Origin of the sequence: Streptomyces sp. NPDC088785, assembly GCF_044750685.1 — a bacterium.
Lineage (GTDB): Bacteria > Actinomycetota > Actinomycetes > Streptomycetales > Streptomycetaceae > Streptomyces.
Genome location: NZ_JBIVKH010000001.1, coordinates 150,474 through 170,671 on the forward strand (window position 1 = coordinate 150,474; position 20,198 = coordinate 170,671).

The 20,198-nt window shown below is 70.5% G+C and carries 19 protein-coding genes; 9 read left to right on the forward strand and 10 right to left on the reverse strand.

The features are described from left to right. Positions 1-4 precede the first annotated feature (4 nt). Entirely contained in the window at positions 5-1,417 is a 1,413-nt protein-coding gene (locus tag ACIP5K_RS00685; RefSeq protein ID WP_401403512.1) for a family 2B encapsulin nanocompartment shell protein, read from the reverse strand. A 230-nt stretch (positions 1,418-1,647) separates the two neighbouring features. Here ACIP5K_RS00685 and ACIP5K_RS00690 point away from each other — a divergent pair, with 230 nt between their 5' ends. From ACIP5K_RS00690 to ACIP5K_RS00700, 3 genes are all read left to right on the forward strand, one after another. Further along, the gene (locus tag ACIP5K_RS00690; protein ID WP_401403515.1) at positions 1,648-1,881 is read left to right on the forward strand and encodes a hypothetical protein; all 234 of its coding nucleotides are present in this window, start codon (positions 1,648-1,650) and stop codon (positions 1,879-1,881) included. A 144-nt stretch (positions 1,882-2,025) separates the two neighbouring features. After that, positions 2,026-2,616: an N-acetylmuramoyl-L-alanine amidase gene (locus ACIP5K_RS00695; protein WP_401403518.1), complete on the forward strand. Its 591-nt coding sequence runs from the start codon at positions 2,026-2,028 to the stop codon at positions 2,614-2,616. Between the two features lie 24 nt (positions 2,617-2,640). Next, on the forward strand, positions 2,641-3,558 hold the full coding sequence (locus ACIP5K_RS00700; protein ID WP_401403521.1) for a 1-aminocyclopropane-1-carboxylate deaminase/D-cysteine desulfhydrase: 918 nt from the start codon (positions 2,641-2,643) through the stop codon (positions 3,556-3,558). 6 nt (positions 3,559-3,564) lie between these two features. Here ACIP5K_RS00700 and ACIP5K_RS00705 read toward each other — a convergent pair whose 3' ends face one another. Then, complete coding sequence (locus ACIP5K_RS00705) at positions 3,565-5,163, reverse strand: Na+/H+ antiporter (protein WP_401403524.1); 1,599 nt, start codon at positions 5,161-5,163, stop codon at positions 3,565-3,567. Between the two features lie 51 nt (positions 5,164-5,214). Here ACIP5K_RS00705 and ACIP5K_RS00710 point away from each other — a divergent pair, with 51 nt between their 5' ends. The 3 genes from ACIP5K_RS00710 (at position 5,215) to ACIP5K_RS00720 (ending at position 7,176) form a co-directional block, all read left to right on the forward strand. Continuing rightward, positions 5,215-5,475, forward strand: coding sequence for a UBP-type zinc finger domain-containing protein (locus tag ACIP5K_RS00710; protein ID WP_401403526.1), 261 nt, complete (start codon positions 5,215-5,217; stop codon positions 5,473-5,475). A 256-nt stretch (positions 5,476-5,731) separates the two neighbouring features. Then, positions 5,732-6,145: an anti-sigma regulatory factor gene (locus ACIP5K_RS00715; RefSeq protein ID WP_207827272.1), complete on the forward strand. Its 414-nt coding sequence runs from the start codon at positions 5,732-5,734 to the stop codon at positions 6,143-6,145. Next, positions 6,142-7,176, forward strand: coding sequence for an RNA polymerase sigma factor SigF (locus ACIP5K_RS00720; RefSeq protein WP_401403529.1), 1,035 nt, complete (start codon positions 6,142-6,144; stop codon positions 7,174-7,176). The genes ACIP5K_RS00715 and ACIP5K_RS00720 overlap by 4 nt, the downstream gene beginning before the upstream one ends. Before the next feature lie 89 nt (positions 7,177-7,265). Here the strand turns inward: ACIP5K_RS00720 and ACIP5K_RS00725 are convergent, their stop codons facing one another. Then, complete coding sequence (locus tag ACIP5K_RS00725) at positions 7,266-7,718, reverse strand: hypothetical protein (RefSeq protein ID WP_401403531.1); 453 nt, start codon at positions 7,716-7,718, stop codon at positions 7,266-7,268. 92 nt (positions 7,719-7,810) lie between these two features. Here ACIP5K_RS00725 and ACIP5K_RS00730 point away from each other — a divergent pair, with 92 nt between their 5' ends. Both ACIP5K_RS00730 and ACIP5K_RS00735 read left to right on the forward strand, forming a co-directional pair. Further along, positions 7,811-8,779 (forward strand): diacylglycerol/lipid kinase family protein, encoded by a 969-nt coding sequence (locus tag ACIP5K_RS00730; RefSeq protein ID WP_401403534.1) that lies wholly within the window; start codon positions 7,811-7,813, stop codon positions 8,777-8,779. 319 nt (positions 8,780-9,098) lie between these two features. Continuing rightward, complete coding sequence (locus ACIP5K_RS00735; RefSeq protein ID WP_016639615.1) at positions 9,099-9,356, forward strand: WhiB family transcriptional regulator; 258 nt, start codon at positions 9,099-9,101, stop codon at positions 9,354-9,356. Between the two features lie 210 nt (positions 9,357-9,566). Here ACIP5K_RS00735 and ACIP5K_RS00740 read toward each other — a convergent pair whose 3' ends face one another. From ACIP5K_RS00740 to ACIP5K_RS00750, 3 genes are all read right to left on the reverse strand, one after another. Beyond that, a complete protein-coding gene (locus ACIP5K_RS00740) occupies positions 9,567-11,033 on the reverse strand; it encodes a sensor histidine kinase (RefSeq protein ID WP_401405203.1) in 1,467 nt (488 codons plus the stop codon). Positions 11,034-11,447: 414 nt separating this feature from the next. Continuing rightward, complete coding sequence (locus tag ACIP5K_RS00745) at positions 11,448-12,044, reverse strand: TetR/AcrR family transcriptional regulator (RefSeq protein WP_401403536.1); 597 nt, start codon at positions 12,042-12,044, stop codon at positions 11,448-11,450. Between the two features lie 244 nt (positions 12,045-12,288). Beyond that, the gene (locus ACIP5K_RS00750; RefSeq protein WP_401403539.1) at positions 12,289-13,359 is read right to left on the reverse strand and encodes an SIS domain-containing protein; all 1,071 of its coding nucleotides are present in this window, start codon (positions 13,357-13,359) and stop codon (positions 12,289-12,291) included. A gap of 830 nt (positions 13,360-14,189) precedes the next feature. Here ACIP5K_RS00750 and nagB point away from each other — a divergent pair. Further along, positions 14,190-14,975, forward strand: a complete 786-nt coding sequence (nagB, locus tag ACIP5K_RS00755; RefSeq protein WP_401403541.1) for a glucosamine-6-phosphate deaminase — start codon at positions 14,190-14,192, stop codon at positions 14,973-14,975. Positions 14,976-15,170: 195 nt separating this feature from the next. Here nagB and ACIP5K_RS00760 read toward each other — a convergent pair whose 3' ends face one another. The 4 genes from ACIP5K_RS00760 to ACIP5K_RS00775 form a co-directional block, all read right to left on the reverse strand. Beyond that, positions 15,171-16,664 carry a glycoside hydrolase family 3 protein gene (locus ACIP5K_RS00760; RefSeq protein WP_401403543.1) on the reverse strand — a complete coding sequence of 498 codons (1,494 nt, stop codon included), beginning with the start codon at positions 16,662-16,664 and terminating at the stop codon, positions 15,171-15,173. Between the two features lie 9 nt (positions 16,665-16,673). Further along, positions 16,674-17,516 carry a carbohydrate ABC transporter permease gene (locus tag ACIP5K_RS00765; protein WP_401405205.1) on the reverse strand — a complete coding sequence of 281 codons (843 nt, stop codon included), beginning with the start codon at positions 17,514-17,516 and terminating at the stop codon, positions 16,674-16,676. 68 nt (positions 17,517-17,584) lie between these two features. Continuing rightward, positions 17,585-18,577 carry a carbohydrate ABC transporter permease gene (locus ACIP5K_RS00770; protein WP_401403546.1) on the reverse strand — a complete coding sequence of 331 codons (993 nt, stop codon included), beginning with the start codon at positions 18,575-18,577 and terminating at the stop codon, positions 17,585-17,587. A 137-nt stretch (positions 18,578-18,714) separates the two neighbouring features. After that, on the reverse strand, positions 18,715-19,995 hold the full coding sequence (locus tag ACIP5K_RS00775) for an extracellular solute-binding protein (protein WP_401403549.1): 1,281 nt from the start codon (positions 19,993-19,995) through the stop codon (positions 18,715-18,717). Positions 19,996-20,198 lie beyond the last annotated feature (203 nt).

A 20,198-nucleotide genomic window follows, 5' to 3' on the forward strand; every position in this document is an offset into this window, starting at 1 on the left:
CTCGTCACCGCCACCGGCCGATCTCGACGTTCTCCAGGACCCCCAGCGCGTCGGGCACCAGGACCGCCGCCGAGTAGTACGTGGTCACCAGGTAGGAGATGATCGCCTGCTCGCTGATGCCCATGAACCGCACGGACAGGCTCGGCTCGATCTCGTCGGGGATGCCGGACTGCCGCAGCCCGATGACTCCCTGCTCCTCCACTCCGGTACGCATACAGATGATGGACGTGGTCCGCGCGTCACTGATCGGGATCTTTCCGCACGGGTAGATCGGCACCCCGCGCCAGGTCGGGATGCGGTGCCCGCCGACGTCGATGCTCTCCGGGACCAGCCCCCGCCTGTTGCACTCCCGGCCGAACGCGGCGATCGCCTTGGGATGCGCCAGGAGGACCTTGGAGCCGCGGCGCCTGCTGAGCAGCTCGTCCATGTCGTCCGGGGTGGGCGCGCCGTCGTGCGGCTGGAGCCGCTGGTCGTACTCGCAGTTGTTGAGGAGGCCGAACTCCCGGTTGTTGACCAGCTCGTACTCCTGGCGCTCCTTCAGTGCCTCGACGGTCAGGCGGAGCTGGTGCTCCGTCTGGTTCATGGGCTGGTTGTAGAGATCGGCCACGCGCGTGTGGATGCGCAGAACGGTCTGGGCGACGCTCAGTTCGTACTCGCGCGGCGCCGACTCGTAGTCGACGAACGTGCCCGGCAGGACGGCTTCGCCGACGTGGCCGGCTGAGAGGTCGATCTCCTTCTCTCCGTAGGTGTTGGCCCGCTGCTCCGGAAGGGAGCGCAGTTGCTGGAGATGGTCGCGCAGGGTGTCCGACCGCTCGGCGACCTGCTCCAGGTCGCGGCGCGGCAGGACGAGGACGGTGCACGCGGTGGCCGCGCGTGCCGTGTACTCCCAGATGCCCTCGTCGTCGAGCAGGGCCTGCTCGCCGAAGTAGGCGCCGTCGGCGAGGACGCCGAGCACCGCGTCGTCCCCGTACGGCCCCGTGCCGATCTTCTCCACCCGCCCGTGCGCGAGCAGGAACACCTCGTCCGCCTGGCTGCCGAACGAGGCGAGCACGTCGCCGGCCGCGAACTCCCGCTGTGCGCAGCGCTGGGCCAGCTCACCGAGGACGTCGGCGTCCTCGAAGTCGCGCAGCGCGGGCAGCTCTCCCAGCTCGGCGGGAATGACCCGGACGTCGTCCCCCGTCTTCACGAAGGTGATCCGCCCGTCACCCACCGAATAGCTCAACCTGCGGTTGACCCGGTACGTACCGCCCTGGACGTCCACCCACGGCAGTGTCCTCAGCAGCCAGCGGGAGCTGATCTCCTGCATCTGCGGGGCGGACTTGGTGGTGGTGGCCAGATTCCGCGCGGCGGATGTGCCGAGGCTCTTCTGTCCCCCCGAGCCCGCCTGGTCCGCACGGACCTCTTCGCCTACCGACATCGCTATGCCTCCCGATCAAGAACCGACCTGCGAGGGAGAGCCTTCCATCACGGTGAGTGGCGGCGCCATTACACGAATGAGGGGGAATGGACCGGCCCGACACGGGGCATGGGCGGTGTTTTTCGCACGCCGCGTTGCTCCGTACCGCCGATTTCCGGAACTCGAAGATCCCGGCGCGCGTTGTGCGGGGAACGGCTACCCAAAGAACTCCGACAGAAGAGGTGACCACCATGGCGGGCTTCCTGGACAAGGCCAAGGAGCAGGCGCAGCGCGGGCTGACGCAGGGCAAGCAGAAGCTGGACGAGGTGCAGGCACAGCGAGCGGGCGGCGATCTGCTGAAGAAGCTGGGTGCGGCGTACTACGCGGAGCGCTCGGGCACCGGCTCCCCCGAGTCCACGCAGGCGGCGCTGCGTGCGCTGGAGGCGCACATCGCGACGAACGGGGACGGGTTCCTGCACGGCTGACCGCGTGCCCCGAGCGGGGTGCCGCTGTCCGGATCGGCTCGCACGCGATACGAACGAGTAGGCCGCGTGCGGTTGTTGCGGGTACAAGCAGCGGTACGAGACGGCTCGCGGGAGGCGGCCGTCGTCCCCGCGAAGGAGTCGGCCATGTCCCCACCCATGTCGGCGGCCAGTTTCCTGGCCGCGCTGAAGGGCGAAGGCCTGACCGTGGTCGAAGTCGGCGACTGGCGGCATCACAACCGCAACCACAAGGGTGCCTGGGGCCCGGTGAACGGGGTGATGATCCACCACACCGTCACCCGGGGCAGCGCGGCGACGGTCCGGATCTGCCGCGACGGGCATCCGGACCTGCCGGGCCCGCTGTGCCACGGCGTGATCACCAAGGACGGCCACGTCCACCTGGTCGGCTACGGCCGGGCGAACCACGCGGGGCTCGGTGACGACGACGTGCTGCGCGCGGTGATCGCGGAGAAGGCCCTGCCGCACGACAACGAGGCGAACACCGACGGCAACAGCCGCTTCTACGGTTTCGAGTGCGAGAACCTCGGCGACGGCGAGGACCCGTGGCCGGCGGCCCAGCTGGCGGCCATCGAGAAGGCGGCCGCGGCCGTCTGCCGGCACCACGGCTGGACGGAGCGGTCCGTCATCGGCCACCTGGAGTGGCAGCCCGGGAAGATCGACCCGAAGGGCTTCACCATGTCCTGGCTGCGCGGGCGTGTCCGGGACCGACTGAAATAGCCGCGGCGGCAGGCACCCGGACACATGTCCGACAATGGCCGGGTGCCCCGCCCGCTCCCGGTCGATCCGAGTCCCCGTCTGCCGTCACCGCTGACGGAGATCGACGACGACCGTTTCACCGCTCACGGCGTGCGCGTCCTCCTCAAGCGCGACGACCTGATCCACCCGGATCTGATCGGCAACAAGTGGCGCAAACTCGATCCGAACCTGGCGGCGGCGGCCGGCCGCCCCCTGGTCACGTTCGGCGGCGCCTACTCGAACCACCTGCGGGCCACGGCCGCGGCGGGGCGCCTCCTCGGCGTCCGGACGACCGGCATCGTCCGCGGCGACGAGCTGGCCGGCCGCCCCCTCAACCCGTCGCTGGCCCGCTGCGCCGCGGACGGCATGCGACTGCATTTCGTCGACAGGTCGACATACCGGTGCAAGGCCGAGCCGGACACGCTCGCCGCGCTCCTCGGCGCGGCCGACGCGCGGGACGCCCATGTGGTCCCCGAGGGCGGCAGCAACACCCTCGCCGTCCGGGGCTGCGCGGACCTGGGCCGTGAACTGCGCGGCCTCGCGGACGTCGTCGCGCTCCCCTGCGGCACCGGCGGCACCCTGGCGGGCCTGGCCGCCGGCCTCGCCCCCGGCCAGCGCGCCCTCGGTGTCGCGGTCCTCAAGGGCGGCTTCCTGACCGCCGAGGTCCGCGCGCTGCAAGAGGCCGCGTTCGGCGGTGTGCGCGGTGACTGGCAGGTGGTGGACGACTTCCATTGCGGCGGCTACGCGCGCGTGCCCGACACCTTGCGGGTGTTCGCCGAGGACTTCGGCCAGCGGCACGGGCTCCCCGTGGAGCATCTGTACGTCGCCAAGATGCTGCACGCGCTCGTCACGCTCACCCGCCGGGGCGCGTTCGCCCCGGGCACGACGGTCGCGGCGGTCGTCACCGGCACGCCCGAGCCCTAGCCCGCTTCACTCGTCGACCTCCCGGTAGGCGGCGGCTTCCTCTAGGTCGAGCCTGCGCAGCAGCGTCCGCATCATCTCGTCGTCGATGCGCCGCTCGTCGCGCAGCCGTACGAACACCTCTCGCTCGGCCGCGATCGCCTCCCGCGCGATCCGCCGGTAGGTGTCGTCGGCGGACTCCCCGGTCACCGGGTCGGAATGGCCGAGCCGCTCCCAGACGGAGTTGCGGCGCCGCTCCAGGACGGTGCGCAGACGGTCCTGGAGGGCCTGTGGGAGCCGGTTGCGCTCGTCGCGCATCAGGTCGTCCACCCGCTCCTCCGCGGCCGTCGAGGCGGTGTTCTGCGCCTGCGCCTCGACCAGCGTCTCGGCCTGCACGTCCCGCCCGGGCAGTTTCAGCGCCTTGATGAGCGGGGGCAGCGAGAGCCCCTGTACGACCAGGGTGCCGATGACCGTCGTGAACGTCAGGAAGAGCACCAGGTTGCGCGCGGGGAACGCCTCCCCGCTCTCCGTCACGAGCGGGATCGAGAACGCGATGGCCAGCGACACCACGCCGCGCATCCCGGCCCAGCTCACGATCAGCGGTTTGCGCCAGTCCACGTCGCCCTCGCGCTCCCGCGCGCGCGGGAAGAGCCACCACGGCAGGTAGGTCGCGGGGTACGACCACACGAAGCGCACCACGACCACGAGGAGGAACACCCCGATCGCGTACCAGACGGCCTGCGCGACGCTGTACTCGCCGAGGCCGCCGAGGACCACGCGCAGTTGCAGGCCGATGAGCGCGAAGACCGACGACTCCAGGATGAAGGCGACGACCTTCCACACGGCCGCCTCCTGGAGCCGCGTCTCGAAGTCGACCTGCCAGGAGCGGTGCCCCAGATAGAGCGCGACGGTCACGACGGCGAGCACCCCGGACGCCCCGACCTGCTCGGCGGCGGCGTACGCCACGAAGGGGATGAGCAGGGAGAGCGTGTTCTGCAACACGGCTTCCTTCAGGTGCGTGCGCAGCCAGTGCAGCGGCACCATGAGCAGCAGCCCCACGCCCACACCGCCGACGGCCGCCACCAGGAACTCCCGGATGCCGCCCGCCCAGCTGGCCCCCTCGCCGACGGCGGCGGCGAGCGCCACCTTGTAGGCGGTGATCGCGGTCGCGTCGTTCACCAGGGACTCGCCCTGGAGGATCGTGGTGATCCGCGCGGGCAGCCCCACCCGCCGGGCGATGGCCGTGGCCGCCACGGCGTCGGGCGGTGCGATCACCGCTCCCAGGACGAGCGCGGCGGTCAGCGGCAGGTCGGGGATCAGCTCGTACGCGAGCCAGCCGACGGCCACCGTGGCGAACAGGACGTACCCCACGGACAGCAGCGCCACGGGCCTGATGTTGGCCCGCAGGTCGAGGTACGAGCTCTCCAGGGCCGCGGTGTGCAGCAGCGGCGGCAGGATCAGCGGCAGCACGATGTGCGGGTCGAGCGCGTAGGCGGGGACCCCCGGCACGTAGGAGGCCGCCAGTCCGACGGCGACCAGCAGGAGGGGCGCCGGAACCGGTGTCCTGCGCGCCGCCCCCGCGACCGCGGCGCTCACCGCGACCAGTCCTACCAGCGGCAATACGTCCATGCCCCGCCTTTCGCCGCACGTGATCACGCCACCCGTCGTAACCTGGCCATCATGAACGAGTGCTCGCATGTCGACACGCTGCCGCACCCCGAGCCGGCTCCTCTGAGCGACACCTGCCTGGAGTGTCTGGCCGTCGGCAGTCACCCTGTGCAACTGCGGCTGTGTCTGGTCTGCGGCCATGTCGGCTGCTGCGACTCCTCGCCCTACAAGCACGGCACGGAGCACTTCAAGGAGACCGGTCACCCGGTGATGCGCACCTTCGAGCCTGGTGAGAGCTGGCGCTGGTGCTTCGTGGACACCGCTCTCGTCTGATCCCCGGCGCCATCGGGATTCGATCGGCGGGCACCTGGGTACGTCAAACCGGCGCCCCCTCTTTCCAATTGGGCCCGCACACCCTCTAGCCACTGTCCGTACTCGTGTGCTTACTATGAGTGACAGCAATGGGCCGGGGGTCCCCGGGACAGGAAAGTCGGGCGCGCGGTAGCGTCACCGCAGATATATGTGGCGTGTCACCCGGGGGACGACACCTCCGGAGCCCGAAAGTGCTTGTACCACCTTGGAGGTGAGGGTGTCCCAGTTTGCAGGTGAGCCCGGGAATCAGGACTTCGTGGAAGTCCGGCTGCCGGCTGCGGGTGCCTACCTGTCGGTGCTGCGGACGGCCACGGCCGGCCTCGCGGCGCGTCTGGACTTCACTCTGGACGAGATCGAGGACCTGCGCATCGCGGTCGACGAGGCCTGCGCGATCCTGCTTCAGCAGGCCGTCGCCGGTTCCGTTCTGAGCTGTGTGTTCCGCCTCGTCGACGACTCCCTGGAGGTGACGGTCTCCGCGCCGACCACCGACGGCCGGGCCCCTGAGCGCGACACTTTCGCCTGGACGGTGCTCTCGGCCCTCGCCGGCCAGGTCGACTCCTCGGTGGCCGAGGACAACACCGTGTCGATCAGCCTCTACAAGAAGCGTGGCGCGGGCCCCGGCCCGGCGTGATGAACGGGGAAGGTCCGGTGCGGGACGACAAACGCGGCACACGGGATCTCCCGGCCGGCGGCTCGGGCGGGACGGGACGGCTGACCACCGCCATTCCCGAACAGCAGGCCAGGCCACATCCGGAAGACCGAGCGGACCCGGCGACGAAGGCGCCACAGCAGGCAGCACCGACCACCGGGGCCGACGTTCGCGGGGGCCCAGGGGGATCGGACGCGCGACGGGCGGGATTGATGAGCGACCACGAGCGACACGGCCAGCAGCACGGCCGGCGCGATCCGCAGGACCGCAGTGGTGCACGCGCGATGTTCATCGAGTTGCGCACCCTGAAGGACAGCAGTTCGGAATACGCCGAGCTGCGCAATCAGCTCGTGCGCATGCATCTGCCGCTGGTCGAGCACCTGGCGCGCCGTTTCCGCAACCGCGGGGAGCCGCTGGACGACCTCACGCAGGTCGCGACGATCGGCCTGATCAAGTCGGTGGACCGCTTCGACCCGGAGCGCGGCGTGGAGTTCTCCACGTACGCGACCCCGACCGTCGTCGGCGAGATCAAGCGGCACTTCCGTGACAAGGGCTGGGCGGTGCGCGTCCCGCGCCGCCTCCAGGAGCTGCGGCTGTCCCTGACGACGGCGACGGCCGAGCTGTCCCAGCTGCACGGCCGCTCCCCCACGGTCCATGAGCTGGCGGAGAAGCTGGCCATCTCCGAGGAGGAGGTCCTGGAGGGCCTGGAGTCGGCGAACGCGTACTCCACGCTGTCCCTGGACGTCCCCGACACGGACGACGAGTCGCCGGCCGTCGCCGACACCCTGGGCGCCGAGGACGAGGCGCTGGAGGGCGTCGAATACCGCGAATCCCTCAAGCCTCTTCTGGAGGACCTGCCGCCGCGGGAGAAGCGCATTCTGCTGCTGCGTTTCTTCGGGAACATGACGCAGTCGCAGATCGCCCAGGAGGTCGGCATCTCTCAGATGCACGTATCGCGTCTCCTCGCGCGAACGCTCGCACAACTGCGGGAGAAGCTCCTCGTGGAGGAGTGAGCGCGTTTCGCTCCGCATTGCTCTGAACACAGAGAGAGGCGCCCGGTGCGATGTCCGCACCGGGCGCCTCTCTGTGTGGAGCAAAAGAACTACTCGGATTCCCGGGTGCTGCCCGGCGTGCGGATGCCGAGCGCGCGGGTGGTGTCGCGGTGGACGAGCATCACCAGGGCCACGACGGCGACGACGCCGAGGACGATGCCGCCGGGGATCGCCGCACTGTCGGCCTGGAGCAGCGTGTAGGCGACGGGCAGGGCCATGATCTGCGTGATGATCGCGGGCCCGCGGCTCCAGCTCTTGCGGGCCAGCAGACCGCGCGCGGCGAGCAGCGGGAGCAGCGCGAGCACGAGCAGCGTGATACCGGCGGTGACCGCCTGCTCGGGGTTGTCGGGATGGCCGGCGAGCCCGGCGACCAGCAGGTAGCCACCGCCCGCGACGAGCGCGGCTCCTTCGAGTCCGGCCAGGGCGGCGGCGACGGTCAGCCGGCCGGGGCGGGGGCCTTCGTCCGCGGAGGTCTCGGGGGCGGGATTCTGCTCTGAGGTCACCTTTGCAGAGTAGCCCCCGCCCACGACGGCGTTCTTACCCGACTCCCACCTCGGTCTGGGCCCGATCAAGGGCGCTAGGTACCCTGCCTTGCATGCGTGCACTTCTCGTGGTCAACCCGGCGGCAACCACCACCAGCGCGCGCACGCGCGATGTGCTGATCCACGCCTTGGCGAGCGAGATGAAGCTGGAGGCCGTCACCACCGAGTACCGCGGCCACGCCCGCGACCTCGCCCGACAGGCCGCGGAGAGCAAGGACATCGAGCTGGTCGTCGCCCTCGGCGGCGACGGCACGGTCAACGAGGTGGTGAACGGGCTGCTGCACGAGGGCCCCGACCTCGACCGGCTGCCGGGCCTCGCGGTGGTGCCCGGCGGCTCCACGAACGTCTTCGCCCGCGCCCTGGGACTGCCGAACGAACCCGTGGAGGCCACCGGGCAGCTCCTGGACGCCCTGCGGGAGGGCCGGCGGCGCACGGTGGGCCTGGGGCTCGCCGAGGGCACGCCCGGCACGGAGGACGAAGCCGTGCCGTCGCGCTGGTTCACCTTCAGCGCGGGCCTCGGTTTCGACGCGGGCGTGGTCGGCCGGGTCGAGCAGCAGCGAGAACGGGGCAAGCGTTCGACACACGCCCTGTATGTGCGACAGGTGGTGCGTCAGTTCCTCGGCGAACAGGACCGGCGACACGGCACCATCACGCTCGAACAGCCGGGCGAGGACCCGGTCACCGATCTCGTCGTCTCCATAGTCAGCAACACCTCGCCATGGTCGTTCCTCGGCAACCGGCCGCTCTATCCGACGCCCAAGGCGTCCTTCGACACCGGCCTTGACGTGCTCGGACTCAAGAAGCTGTCGACCCCGGCGGTGACCCGCTACGGCACCCAGCTGCTGATGTCGACGCCCGAACGCGGCCCCCACGGGAAGAACGCGGTCACGCTTCACGACCTCACGGACTTCACCTTGCATTCGAAGGTGCCTCTGCCCCTTCAGATGGACGGCGACCACCTGGGGCTGCGGACGAGCGTGGCGTTCACAGGCGTACGCCGTGCACTGCGTGTGATTGTGTGAGTGGAAGGGCCCAAAGTCCTTTATCTCGAACGTTTGGGCTGGGATCCACCCCATGGAAGTACGGCTGTGACCTAGCCGACACCGAGGAATCAAAAAAAACTTTCCTGAAGGGGTTGTATCCGCCGCCGAGGTTTGCGAATCTCTACATGGCGCTCGGGACGGCCCGCAACATCGGCCCCACAGAGAGCCCGAATCCCCTCCTCAAAACAACGGACCACCGTCGCGTATGTGACGTTCGGCCCTTCACTTGTTGAGGGATTCGTGAAAGCGTTCACATTCACAAGCAACCTGCACGTAATACCAAGGAGAGGTAGCAGCCATGGACTGGCGTCACAACGCCGTTTGCCGCGAGGAAGACCCCGAGCTCTTCTTCCCCATCGGCAACACCGGTCCTGCGCTGCTGCAGATCGAGGAAGCCAAGGCCGTCTGCCGTCGCTGCCCCGTCATGGAGCAGTGCCTGCAGTGGGCGCTCGAGTCCGGCCAGGACTCCGGCGTCTGGGGTGGCCTCAGCGAGGACGAGCGCCGCGCGATGAAGCGCCGCGCCGCTCGCAACCGGGCCCGTCAGGCATCCGCCTGATTCCCCACCCCTCACGAGCCTGAGCCCGGCGGCGCGTACAGCGAGTACGCATCTCCCGCCCCCGAGCCGCAGCGCGCAGTACCCCCGATGCTCCCCCAGGCTCAGCCCGGGACATGACCCGAGCACGCGAGTATGGAGCCCCGGACCGTATCCCGGTCCGGGGCTCTCTGCTGTGTGCGACCGTGGTGCGTGCCGGTTATTTTGTGCGAGTTATTTGTGCGAGCGGACCGGGATGTCGAGGATGACCTGGGTGCCGCGCTCGGGCGCGGGCACCATGTCGAACGTCCCGCCCAACTCGCCCTCCACCAGGGTGCGCACGATCTGGAGACCCAGGTTGCCGGCCCGCTTCGGGTCGAAGTTCTCGGGCAGGCCGACGCCGTCGTCCTGGACGGTGATCAGGAGCCGGCTGTCCTTGCTGGTGCCGCCGCGCACCGCCGAGACCTCGACGGTGCCGGTGTCGCCCTGGCGGTAGCCGTGCTCCAGCGCGTTCTGGAGGATCTCGGTCAGGACCATGGACAGCGGCGTCGCGACCTCCGCGTCGAGGATGCCGAACCGGCCGGTGCGCCGGCCGGTCACCTGCCCCGGCGAGATCTCCGCGACCATCGCGAGCACCCGGTCGGCGATCTCGTCGAACTCCACACGCTCGTCCAGGTTCTGGGACAGCGTCTCGTGCACGATCGCGATGGAGCCCACGCGCCGGACCGCCTCTTCGAGCGCCTCGCGCCCCCGGTCCGACTCGATGCGCCGGGCCTGGAGGCGCAGCAGCGCGGCGACCGTCTGGAGATTGTTCTTCACCCGGTGGTGGATCTCCCGGATGGTGGCGTCCTTGGTGATCAACTCGCGTTCGCGGCGGCGCAGTTCGGTGACGTCGCGCAGGAGGACCAGCGAGCCGATGCGGGTGCCCTTGGGCTTGAGCGGGATCGCCCGCAGCTGGATCGAGCCCTCCTCCCCCTCGATCTCGAACTCGCGGGGCGCCCAGCCGCTGGCGACCTTGGCCAGCGCCTCGTCCACCGGGCCGCGGGACGGGGCGAGTTCGGCGGTCGTGCTGCCGAGGTGGTGGCCGACCAGATCGGCCTGGAAGCCCAACCGGTGGTACGCGGAGAGGGCGTTGGGCGAGGCGTACTGGACGACACCGTCGGCGTCGAGCCGGATCAGGCCGTCCCCGACGCGCGGGGACGCGTCCATGTCGACCTGCTGCCCCGGGAACGGAAACGATCCGGCAGCGATCATCTGGGCGAGGTCGGACGCCGACTGGAGATAGGTCAGCTCCAGCCGGGAGGGGGTGCGCACCGTCAGCAGGTTGGTGTTGCGGGCGATGACCCCGAGCACCCGCCCCTCCCGGCGCACCGGGATGGACTCGACCCGGACCGGGACCTCCTCGCGCCACTCGGGATCGCCCTCGCGCACGATGCGGCCCTCGTCGAGCGCGGCGTCCAGCATCGGCCGGCGGCCGCGCGGCACCAGGTGGCCGACCATGTCGTCCTGATAGGACGTGGGGCCGGTGTTGGGGCGCATCTGCGCGACGGAGACGTACCGGGTGCCGTCGTGGGTGGGCACCCACAGCACGAGGTCGGCGAAGGAGAGGTCGGAGAGCAGCTGCCACTCCGAGACCAGCAGGTGCAGCCACTCGAGGTCGGAGTCACCGAGGGCGGTGTGCTGGCGTACGAGATCGTTCATGGAGGGCACCAGGCGAGCGTACCCGCCGACCGCAGGGGCCCCGAACGGCCCGGAAAGACCGACGGGCCGCGGCGCCGGGGGTCGGGACCCTCAACCCTTTCCCTGGCACCGCAGCCCTTCAGGTGCATCGGCTTCCGGGTGTGCGGTTCCCGGTGCCGATCGAGGAGCCGACGCAGTCAGGGCAGAGAGCGGCGGGTCCTCTGTCCGTCCTCCTGTGCGGGGAGGGCGGAAGTCTCCGTACGCATTGTGGACTAGACCATTCTCCGATGTCCATGCATCGGCGGAGGATTGTTGTCGTCTCTTCCTACGACTTCTCCGGCGGCCCACCCCGGGCCCGCCCGGCCCGTCTGCGGTCCGCGCGTCCCCGATGACTCCAACGTACGTCCTTCACCACGGGTGCCGGAACGCTTGGGTTCAATTCCCGGGCCAGACGGCCATCGCCAGCGCGGCGACGGCCTCCAGCTCGGTCCGGCTCGCACCGTCGCGGGCCTGCTGGGACATGCCCTGGAAGACGGCGGCGACGCAGCGGGCGAGGGCGGTGGTGTCCGTGTCCCCGGGCAGCTCCCCCGCGGCCACGCCCTGGCGCAGCCGGTCGGCGAGCGCGCCGACACCGGCCTCCCGCCGTGCGCGCAGGGCGTGCTCCACCTCGGGGGTGGTGCAGTTCGTCGCGGCGTGGACGAGCAGGCAGCCGGGCGGGAGCGCGGGGTCGGTGAACGCCCCGGCCGCCTCGCGCAGCAGCCGCTCGACCGCGCCGCGGGCGGTCGGCTCCTCGGCGAGGGCGCGGCCGGGGCCGGCCCCGTGCGTGGTGCCGTAGACCCGCACGACCTCCTCGAACAAGGTGCGCTTGTCGCCGAACGCGGCATAGAGGCTCGGGGCTCCGATCCCCATCTCCCGGGTCAGGTCGGAGACGGAGGTCGCCTCGTAGCCGTGCTCCCAGAAGGCGTGCACGGCCTTCTCCAGAGCGGTCTCCCGGTCGAAGGAACGGGGCCGCCCGCGCTGCTTGGTCGCCATGAGGGTGAATTCTATAGCGCCCACTAGAAAAGGGACCAGGGGCTGCGCTACGGTCATTTCACGAGCGATCGATACAGAATCGCGGCAGGCGACCGATGACCGAGGCGGACGACAGACGGGGGAGGCCGGTGGTGTTGATGGGGGCTGAGATGTGGGTGGGGGCTGAGCTGTCGGTGGGTATGGAGGTGCGGGTGGGGGCGGAGGCTCGGGTGGGGACCGTCGGGCCGGACGGGGCCGGAGCCGGCTATCGGGTCTCGGTGACCTTGGCGAGGGCGCGCGGGGCGTCCGGGTCCTGGCCACGGGCGATCGTCACCTCGTACGCGAGCAGTTGCAGCGGCAGGATCTCCAGGACCGGCTGCACCTCCTCCGCCACCCCGGAGGTGGGCAGCACGAAACCGGCGGACGCCTGGGCGACCTGGGCCTCGGGGCCGACGACCATCAGATCGGCGCCGCGGCCGCGCAGCCGGTCGAGGACGGGCTGGAGGGCGAGCCCGCCCCTGCCGTCGGTGACCACGGCGATGACCGGGGAGATGTTGTCGACCATGGCGAGCGGGCCGTGCAGGAGATCGGCCCCGGAGTAGGAGAGGGCGGGGATGTAACTGGTCTCCATCAGCTTGAGGGCCGCTTCCTTGGCCGTCGGATAGCCGTAGCCACGCGAGGTGATCACCATGCGCTCGGCGAAGCGGTAGCGGGAGGCGAGGGTGCGGACCTCCTCCTGCCGGGTGAGCAGCTCGGCGGCGAGGTCGGGCAGGACGGCCGCCTCCGCCGAGCCGTCGGCGCCGCGCAGCCCCTCCACGAAGAGGTAGAGCGCCAGCAGGGACGCGGTGTACGTCTTCGTCGCCGGCAGCGCCTTCTCGGGACCGGCCATGACGTCGATGTGGTGCTCGGAGACGGCGGCGAGCGCGGAGTCCGGGTTGTTGGTCACGGCCAGGGTGATCGCACCGGCCTCGCGGGCCGCCTTCGTCGAGGCCACGAGGTCGGGTGAGCCGCCGGACTGGCTGACCGTGATGACGAGGACGTCGCGCAGATCGGGCCGGGCGCCGTAGGCCGTCGTGGTGGACATGGAGGCGAGACCGCAGGGCAGGCCGAGACGGATCTCCAGGAGGTATTTGGCGTAGAGAGCGGCGTTGTCCGACGAGCCGCGGGCCGTGAGGAGGACGAAGCGGGGAGCGCGGGCGGCGACCTGGCCGGCCACGTCCCGGATGCGCGCGGCTCCGGTGTCGAGGAGGCGGCGCAGGACGTCGGGCTGCTCGCGGATCTCCCGGTCCATGATCCGGCCGGGCCGTTCCTGCTCGGGCTCAGATGTGGCGGTCATGCGGGTCACCTCCGGTGGGGTCGACGCGGCCGGACCCTTCCACTGTGGCCGCCCGCGACCGGTGACGCCCAGTCGAGCCCCGCGACGGGTGCCGCCGCGCCATGCCCGGCTCCCGGGCCCCCGGTGCGCCCTGACTGAGGCCCCGCGACCGGCGCCGCCCCGCTGAGCCCCGCGACCGGCGCCGCCCCGCTGAGCCCCGCGGCCGGTGCCGCCCGGCTGAGCCCGCGGCAGGCGCCGCTCGGCCGAGCCCCGGCTCCCGACCCCGCCCGGCTACGTGGGACGCCCCACTGGACCCGGTGAGGCCCCGCTGAACCTGGCGCTGGACCCATGAGCCCTCGCCGAACCCGACGCCCCCCACTGACCCCAGAGAGCCCCCGCTGAACCCGGGACACCCAGCCGACCCCAGTACCCGGCCGACCCCAGCACCCAGCCACCCTCAGTGCCCCGCCGCCCCCAATACCCAGCCGACCCCAGAGAGCCCCCTCTGAACCCGGGACACCCAGCCGACCCCAGCACCCAGCCGCCCTCAGTGCCCCGCCGACCCCAGCACCCAGCCAACCCCCGTGCCGCCGAGACTCCCCCAATACCGCCAGGCCGAAAAGGCCGAAAAGGCCGAAAGTGAAGGCGGGACCTGCCGGGTAGTGCCGGTCGGCGAGGGCCCCGGGCGGGCGGGACGGACCTCTTCGAGGTGCCGAGCCCCGGCGCAGCGCCGAGCATGGGCAGTGGGTCCGTGGAGGGCCTGACCAGCGGGGCTCCACTCTGCTAGATTGGTCTATACCACATGAACTCCGGTTCTCCCAGTCTCCTCTGACCAGAACGGCAGGCCCTTCGTGGAAGTTGTGATCGTTCCGGACGCCAAGGCAGGTGGCGAGCTGATCGCCGAGGCCATGGCCCAGCTGCTGCGGCGCAAGCCCGACGCGTTGCTCGGTGTGGCCACCGGCTCGACCCCGCTGCCCATCTATCAGGCGCTGACGGCGAAGGTGAGCGGCGGCGAGGTCGACGCGTCCCGGGCGCGCATCGCCCAGCTCGACGAGTACGTGGGGCTGCCGACCGGGCACCCCGAGTCCTACCGGGCGACGGTGCTGCGCGAGGTCGTGCAGCCGCTCGGACTCGGCGAGAGCTCCTTCATCGGGCCCGACGGCAGCGCCGACGACGTGCAGGCGGCCTGCGAGGCGTACGACAAGGCGCTGGCCGAGGCCGGGGGTGTCGATCTGCAACTGCTGGGGATCGGGACCGACGGGCACATCGGGTTCAACGAGCCGTGTTCGTCGATCGCGTCGCGGACCCGGATCAAGACGCTGACCGAGCAGACCATCGCGGACAACGCGCGGTTCTTCGACGGCGACCTCGCGCAGGTGCCGAGGCACGTCATCACGCAGGGCATCGGGACCATCCTGGAGGCCCGTCACCTGGTGCTGCTCGCGACCGGTGAGGGCAAGGCCGACGCGGTCGCCGCCACCGTCGAGGGCCCGGTCGCCTCGGTGGTGCCCGCCTCGGCGCTCCAGCTGCACCCGCACGCGACCGTCGTCGTGGACGAGGCCGCCGCGTCCAAGCTGAAGCTCGCGGACTACTTCCGGCACACCTACGCCAACAAGCCGCAGTGGCAGGGCATCTAGGTTCCGCCTGGAACAGGAGAACGGTGCCGGTCCCCTGGCGGGGGCCGGCACCGTTCTCGCGTTTCGTCTCGTGGTCGAGTGACCGCCGGGGCGCTGAGTACCCGGCGCCCCCCGCCCAGCACCCAGCACCCAGCACCCAGCACCCAGCACCCAGCACCCAGCACCCAGCGTTCAACGCTCAGCGCGACGGCTGGGCTAATTGCTCACGATCGCCTCGGCGGCAGCCGTCCCGCAGACGCGGGCCGCGCCGTGCGTGGCGATGTGCAGGGCGCCGCGCGGGGTGGCCTGGGGCACGCCCATCTCGACGACGACCGTGTCGGGCCGCGCCGCGAGCAGCGCGTCGACGGCGGCGGCCATCCAGTCGTGCCGGTGCTCGTCGCGGACGACGGCGACGACGCGCCGTTCTCCCGCCTCGGCGAGCGCCTCGGCGCCCGCGTCGGCGCCGGTGTAGGAGCCGGTGGTGGTGCCGGGCAGCAGCCGTTCGAGGTCGGCGGCGACGCCCCAGGGGGTCTCGTCGCCGACGGCGATGTTGGCGACCGGGGAGAACGCCGCGACGTGGACGGGGGCCCCGGCGACCGGCGGCACGTACCGCTCGGACCGGGTCACCGTGAGGGCGCGCCGGGCCGCGACCAGGCCGATCTCGGGGTCGCCTGCCGCGTCCCGCGCGGTGCGCCCGGCGCCCGAGGTCCAGGAGGCGAGGGCGCGGACCCGGGCGGCGGCGTCGGCGAGCCGCTCCTCGGGCAGCTCGCCGGAGCGCACGGCCGCGACCAGCGCGTCGCTGAGCTGCACCACCGTCTCCTCGTCGGCGAGCCCGCCGCCCACGCAGATCGCGTCGGCGCCCGCGGCGATGGCGAGGACGCTGCCGCGCTCGATGCCGTAGGTGGCGGAGATGGCCTGCATCTCCATGCCGTCGGTGACGATGAGGCCGTCGTAGCCGAGTTCCTCGCGGAGCAGGCCGGTGAGGATGCGGCGGGACAACGTTGCCGGACGCTCGGGGTCGAGCGCCGGGACCAGGATGTGGGCGCTCATCACGGCGCGCGAGCCCGCCGCGATCGCCGCGCGGAACGGGGCGAGGTCGCGGGCGTGCAGCACGTCGAGGCCGACGTCGATGCGCGGCAGGTCGTGGTGCGAGTCCACCGCCGTGTCGCCGTGGCCGGGGAAGTGCTTGGTGCAGGCGGCGACGCCCGCGGACTGGAGGCCCGCCACGTACGCGGCGGTGTGCCGGGCGACGAGGTCGGTGCCGGCGCCGAAGGAGCGGACGCCGATGACCGGGTTGCCCGCGTTGGCGTTGACGTCGGCGGACGGCGCCCAGTTGAGGTTGACGCCGCATTCGGCGAGCCGGCGGCCGAGTTCGAGGGCGACGGCCCGGGTCAGCTCGACGTCGTCGACCGCGCCGAGGGCGTGGTTGCCGGGGAAGGACGAGCCGGTGTGCACCTCAAGGCGGGTGACGTCGCCGCCCTCCTCGTCGATGGCGACGAGGATGTCGTCCCGCTCGGACCGCAGTTGCGCGGTCAGGGCGGCCAGCTGTTCGGGAGAGTCGATGTTGCGGCCGAACAGGCCCACCGACGCCAGCCCCTCGCCGACCCGGCGCAGCAGCCAGTCGGGCGCGGTGGTGCCGGGGAAGCCGGGTTGCAGGACCGTCAGAGCGTCCCGCGTCAGGGTGTCCGTACCGTGTGCGAGTGTCGTCATCAGGTGGCGTTATCCCTTCACGGCGCCGGCGGTGAGACCCGCGGCCATCTTGCGCTGGACGAAGAGGAACAGAACCACGATCGGCACGGCCATCATCGTGGATCCGGCCATCATCGGGGCGTACTCCGTACCGTGCTTGGTGGTGAAGTTGCCGAGCCAGACCGTGGCCGTCTGGTGCTTCTGGCTCATCAGCATCAGGGCGTACAGGTACTCGTTCCACGCCTGGATGAAGGCGTAGACCGAGGTGGCGACCATGCCGGGGGCGAGCAGCGGGAAGACGACGCGGACGAAGGCGCCGGTGCGGGTGCACCCGTCGACCTGGGCGGCCTCCTCCAGCTCCTTGGGGATGTTGACGATGAAGCCGCGCAGGGTCCAGACCGTGAACGGCAGTACGAACGTCAGGTAGGTGATGACCAGACCGGAGAGCTTGTCGTACTGGTCGAGGTCGTTCAGGAGCAGGAAGACCGGGATGATCATGGCGACGAGCGGCACCATCTGCACCGCGAGGATGCCGACGATCACGATCTTGCGGCCGCGGAAGGCGAACCGGGAGATGGCGAGCGCCGCCAGCATGCCGATGACGATGCCGATGACGACCACGACGAGCGAGACGACGAGGCTGCGGCCGACCGGGCCCCAGAAGTCCGCGATGTCGAGCGCGCGCTTGAAGTTGTCGAGGGTGAACCCGGTCGGGAACAGGCTCGGGTCCGGGTCGATGGCGTCCTTGGCGGGCTTGAACGCCGTGTTGAGCATCCAGTAGACCGGGAAGCCGGCGACGAGGAAGACGAGCAGGCCGACGACGTTCCAGCCGGCCTTGGACTTGCGGCGGCCGCTGTCGGCGGTGATCGTCACCGGGGCTGCCTTCCCGGGCTTGCCCGGCCTGTCCGGCTTCCCCGGCTTCACAGGGGCGGTGGTGGTGCTCACTCGACCTCTCCGATCTTGAGCATCTGGCGCATGTAGACGGCGACGACGCCGAGCAGCAGGATCACCGTGATGAGGGCGATCGCGGAGCCCTGGGCGTAGTCGTTGACCTGGAACGCCCGGTCGTAGGAGTAGGTGGTGAGCAGCTGGAACTCGTCCTCGGGGTGGCCGTTGCGCATCACGAAGACCTGCGGGAAGACGCCCATGTCCCAGATCACCGAGAGGGTCGTGAGCATCACGATGATCGGCTTGAGGATCGGCAGGGTGACGAAGCGGAAGACGCCCCAGGCGCCGGCCCCGTCGAGGCGCGCGGCCTCCTCCATCTCCTTGGGCACCTGGGTGAGGCCCGCGCTGAGCGTGATGACCACGAAGGGCACGGCGCCCCAGACGACCAGGAGCATGATGACGGCGAGGCCCTGCGGGCCGCTGGCGAACCAGTTGTGGCCGACCATGTCGACGCCCGGCAGCTTGCTCAGCAGCGCGTTGAAGATGCCGTAGTCGGAGTCGAAGAGCCACTTGAAGACGGTGGTGGCGACGATGATGGGCATGCCCCAGCTCGCCACGAGCGCGATGTTGATGAGGGTCTTCACCCAGCCGGAGACGCGCTGCTGGAGCAGGGCGATCAGCATGCCGATGACCATCGTGAAGATGACGGATCCGCCGGCGAAGACGATGGTGCGGACGACGACCTGCCAGAACTGGCTGTCGCCGAGGATCGCGGTGAAGTTGTCGAAGCCGACCGACTCGGCGTCCTGGAAGCCCCAGAGCTGGGCCTGGCCGAACTTCTGGAAGGAGAGTGTGACCAGCCGGACCAGCGGGTAGCCGAGGACCAGGACGAGGATCAGCAGACAGGGGGCGAGCAGCGCCCACGGGGTGGCCGCGCCGCCCGAGCGCTTTCTGCGTGGCCCCTGCGGGGACGCGCCTCCCCCGCCCGGCGGCGGCGATTGCCGCGGCGGCGGCATCTTGGCAGTGGTCGTGTCTGCGGCACTCATCCGCGCGCTCCTCAGCGGTCCCTCAGGCGGTGCGATAGGTCGGGCTCAGCCGTGGGTACGCCCGGCGTGCGGGCGTACAGGGGTACGAGCGGCGGGGCCCCGTCGCCGACTGGCAGTCGACGGGGCCCCGCGTCAGGTCACTTGGTGTTGATGACCTTGTCGATCTTGGCGTCGGCGTCCTTCGCGGCCTGCGCGACGGACTTCTTGCCGGTGCCGATCTCCTGCAGCATCGTCTGCAGGACCTGGGCCTTCTCGACCGCACCCCAGCCCGGGGCCATCGGGACGAACCAGTTGGCCTCGGCCGCGGTGGCCGGGACCTCGGTCTTCGGATCGGCCTTCATGGTGGCCAGGTCCTTCTTGTTGTTGGGCAGGTTGCCCTTGGCCATCAGGCCGGCCTGGCCCTTGGCGCCGGTGAAGGCGTTGATCCACTCGCCGGCCACGGCCTGCGCGTCGGACTTCACCGGGACGGCGAGGTCCGAACCGCCGAGGAAGACGGGCATCGCCTTGCCGGACGGTCCCGGCATCACGAAGTTCTCGAGGTTGTCCTTGAGCTTGCCGGTCTTGTCGTTCTTCGGGTCGGCGGAGGTCGCGCCCTCCCAGGCCGCACCGAAGATCAGGTCCGACTTGCCCTGCCCGTACACGATGTAGCGGTCGGACTCGTCCTTGGTCTTGTCACCGTGCATGTACTTGTCGATGACGTTCTTGAACTCGGTGAGGCCCTTCTGGGACTCGGCCGAGGACAGGTTGGCGACCCACTTGCCGCCGTCCTCCTTGGCGATGGAGCCGCCGGCGTCGTAGACGAAGGACATGGCCGCGTACCAGTCACGGGTCGGCTGGTACCAGGCGTTGAACTTGTCGCCCTGCTTCTTCTGGACCTTGTCCAGGGCGGCGGTCAGCTCGTCGTACGTCTTCGGGGCGGTCTTGATGCCCGACGCCTTGGCGATGTCCTTGCGCCAGGTCGCCACGCGGCCACCGGCGTAGTAGGGGACACCGTAGGTCTTGCCGTCGTAGGTGACCGAGGCCTTGAGTCCGTCGAGCCACTGGTCCGAGTTCTCGAACTTGGTGGGGTCGACCGGGGCGAGCGCGCCCTTGACCATGTAGCTGAGCATCTCGGTGTTGCCCATCTCGACCACGTCCGGCACCTTGTCGGTGGCGAGGACGGCGTCGAGCTTGGCGGGCTTGTCCGGCCAGCCGTAGTACTCGTGGTTGATCTTGATGCCGGGGTGCTTCTTCTTGATCGCCGCGTCGGCGGCCTTGACCAGGTCCGGCCAGTTGTTCTGGGCGTCGACCGTCAGCCAGACGGTCAGCTCCTTGGCGTCGCCCCCCGCGTTGTCGGACTTCTTGTCACTGTCGCCACACGCAGCGACCGAGACCATGATGCCCGCGATACCGATCGCCGCTATCAGCTTGCGCTTCACGCCACCCTCCTCAGGGATGCCAGCAACCCCCCACCCACAGCGACGCATACGACGAGTAGTGCTCGTGGGACTGGGACCTGGTCGTTAATGGTGTAGACCAGTAAGCGGAGCTTGGCCCAGACCAATAGGCGTGTCAAGGGTGGCCGAGAAAGGTCCGTGCGTCCGTTATCGGAACGACACCGACCCGACATGGCAGGGGGGTT

What these genes read in the sequence shown, in the direction of transcription:
- ACIP5K_RS00700 (WP_401403521.1), top strand. Translation starts at nt 2,641, where the DNA reads ATGTCCGACAATGGCCGGGTGCCCCGCCCGCTCCCGGTCGATCCGAGT.
- ACIP5K_RS00745 (WP_401403536.1), bottom strand. Translation starts at nt 12,044, where the DNA reads ATGGCGACCAAGCAGCGCGGGCGGCCCCGTTCCTTCGACCGGGAGACC.
- ACIP5K_RS00735 (WP_016639615.1), top strand. Translation starts at nt 9,099, where the DNA reads ATGGACTGGCGTCACAACGCCGTTTGCCGCGAGGAAGACCCCGAGCTC.
- ACIP5K_RS00770 (WP_401403546.1), bottom strand. Translation starts at nt 18,577, where the DNA reads ATGAGTGCCGCAGACACGACCACTGCCAAGATGCCGCCGCCGCGGCAA.
- ACIP5K_RS00730 (WP_401403534.1), top strand. Translation starts at nt 7,811, where the DNA reads ATGCGTGCACTTCTCGTGGTCAACCCGGCGGCAACCACCACCAGCGCG.
- ACIP5K_RS00760 (WP_401403543.1), bottom strand. Translation starts at nt 16,664, where the DNA reads ATGACGACACTCGCACACGGTACGGACACCCTGACGCGGGACGCTCTG.
- ACIP5K_RS00695 (WP_401403518.1), top strand. Translation starts at nt 2,026, where the DNA reads ATGTCCCCACCCATGTCGGCGGCCAGTTTCCTGGCCGCGCTGAAGGGC.
- ACIP5K_RS00750 (WP_401403539.1), bottom strand. Translation starts at nt 13,359, where the DNA reads ATGACCGCCACATCTGAGCCCGAGCAGGAACGGCCCGGCCGGATCATG.
- ACIP5K_RS00685 (WP_401403512.1), bottom strand. Translation starts at nt 1,417, where the DNA reads ATGTCGGTAGGCGAAGAGGTCCGTGCGGACCAGGCGGGCTCGGGGGGA.
- ACIP5K_RS00740 (WP_401405203.1), bottom strand. Translation starts at nt 11,033, where the DNA reads ATGAACGATCTCGTACGCCAGCACACCGCCCTCGGTGACTCCGACCTC.
- ACIP5K_RS00705 (WP_401403524.1), bottom strand. Translation starts at nt 5,163, where the DNA reads ATGGACGTATTGCCGCTGGTAGGACTGGTCGCGGTGAGCGCCGCGGTC.
- ACIP5K_RS00690 (WP_401403515.1), top strand. Translation starts at nt 1,648, where the DNA reads ATGGCGGGCTTCCTGGACAAGGCCAAGGAGCAGGCGCAGCGCGGGCTG.
- ACIP5K_RS00710 (WP_401403526.1), top strand. Translation starts at nt 5,215, where the DNA reads ATGAACGAGTGCTCGCATGTCGACACGCTGCCGCACCCCGAGCCGGCT.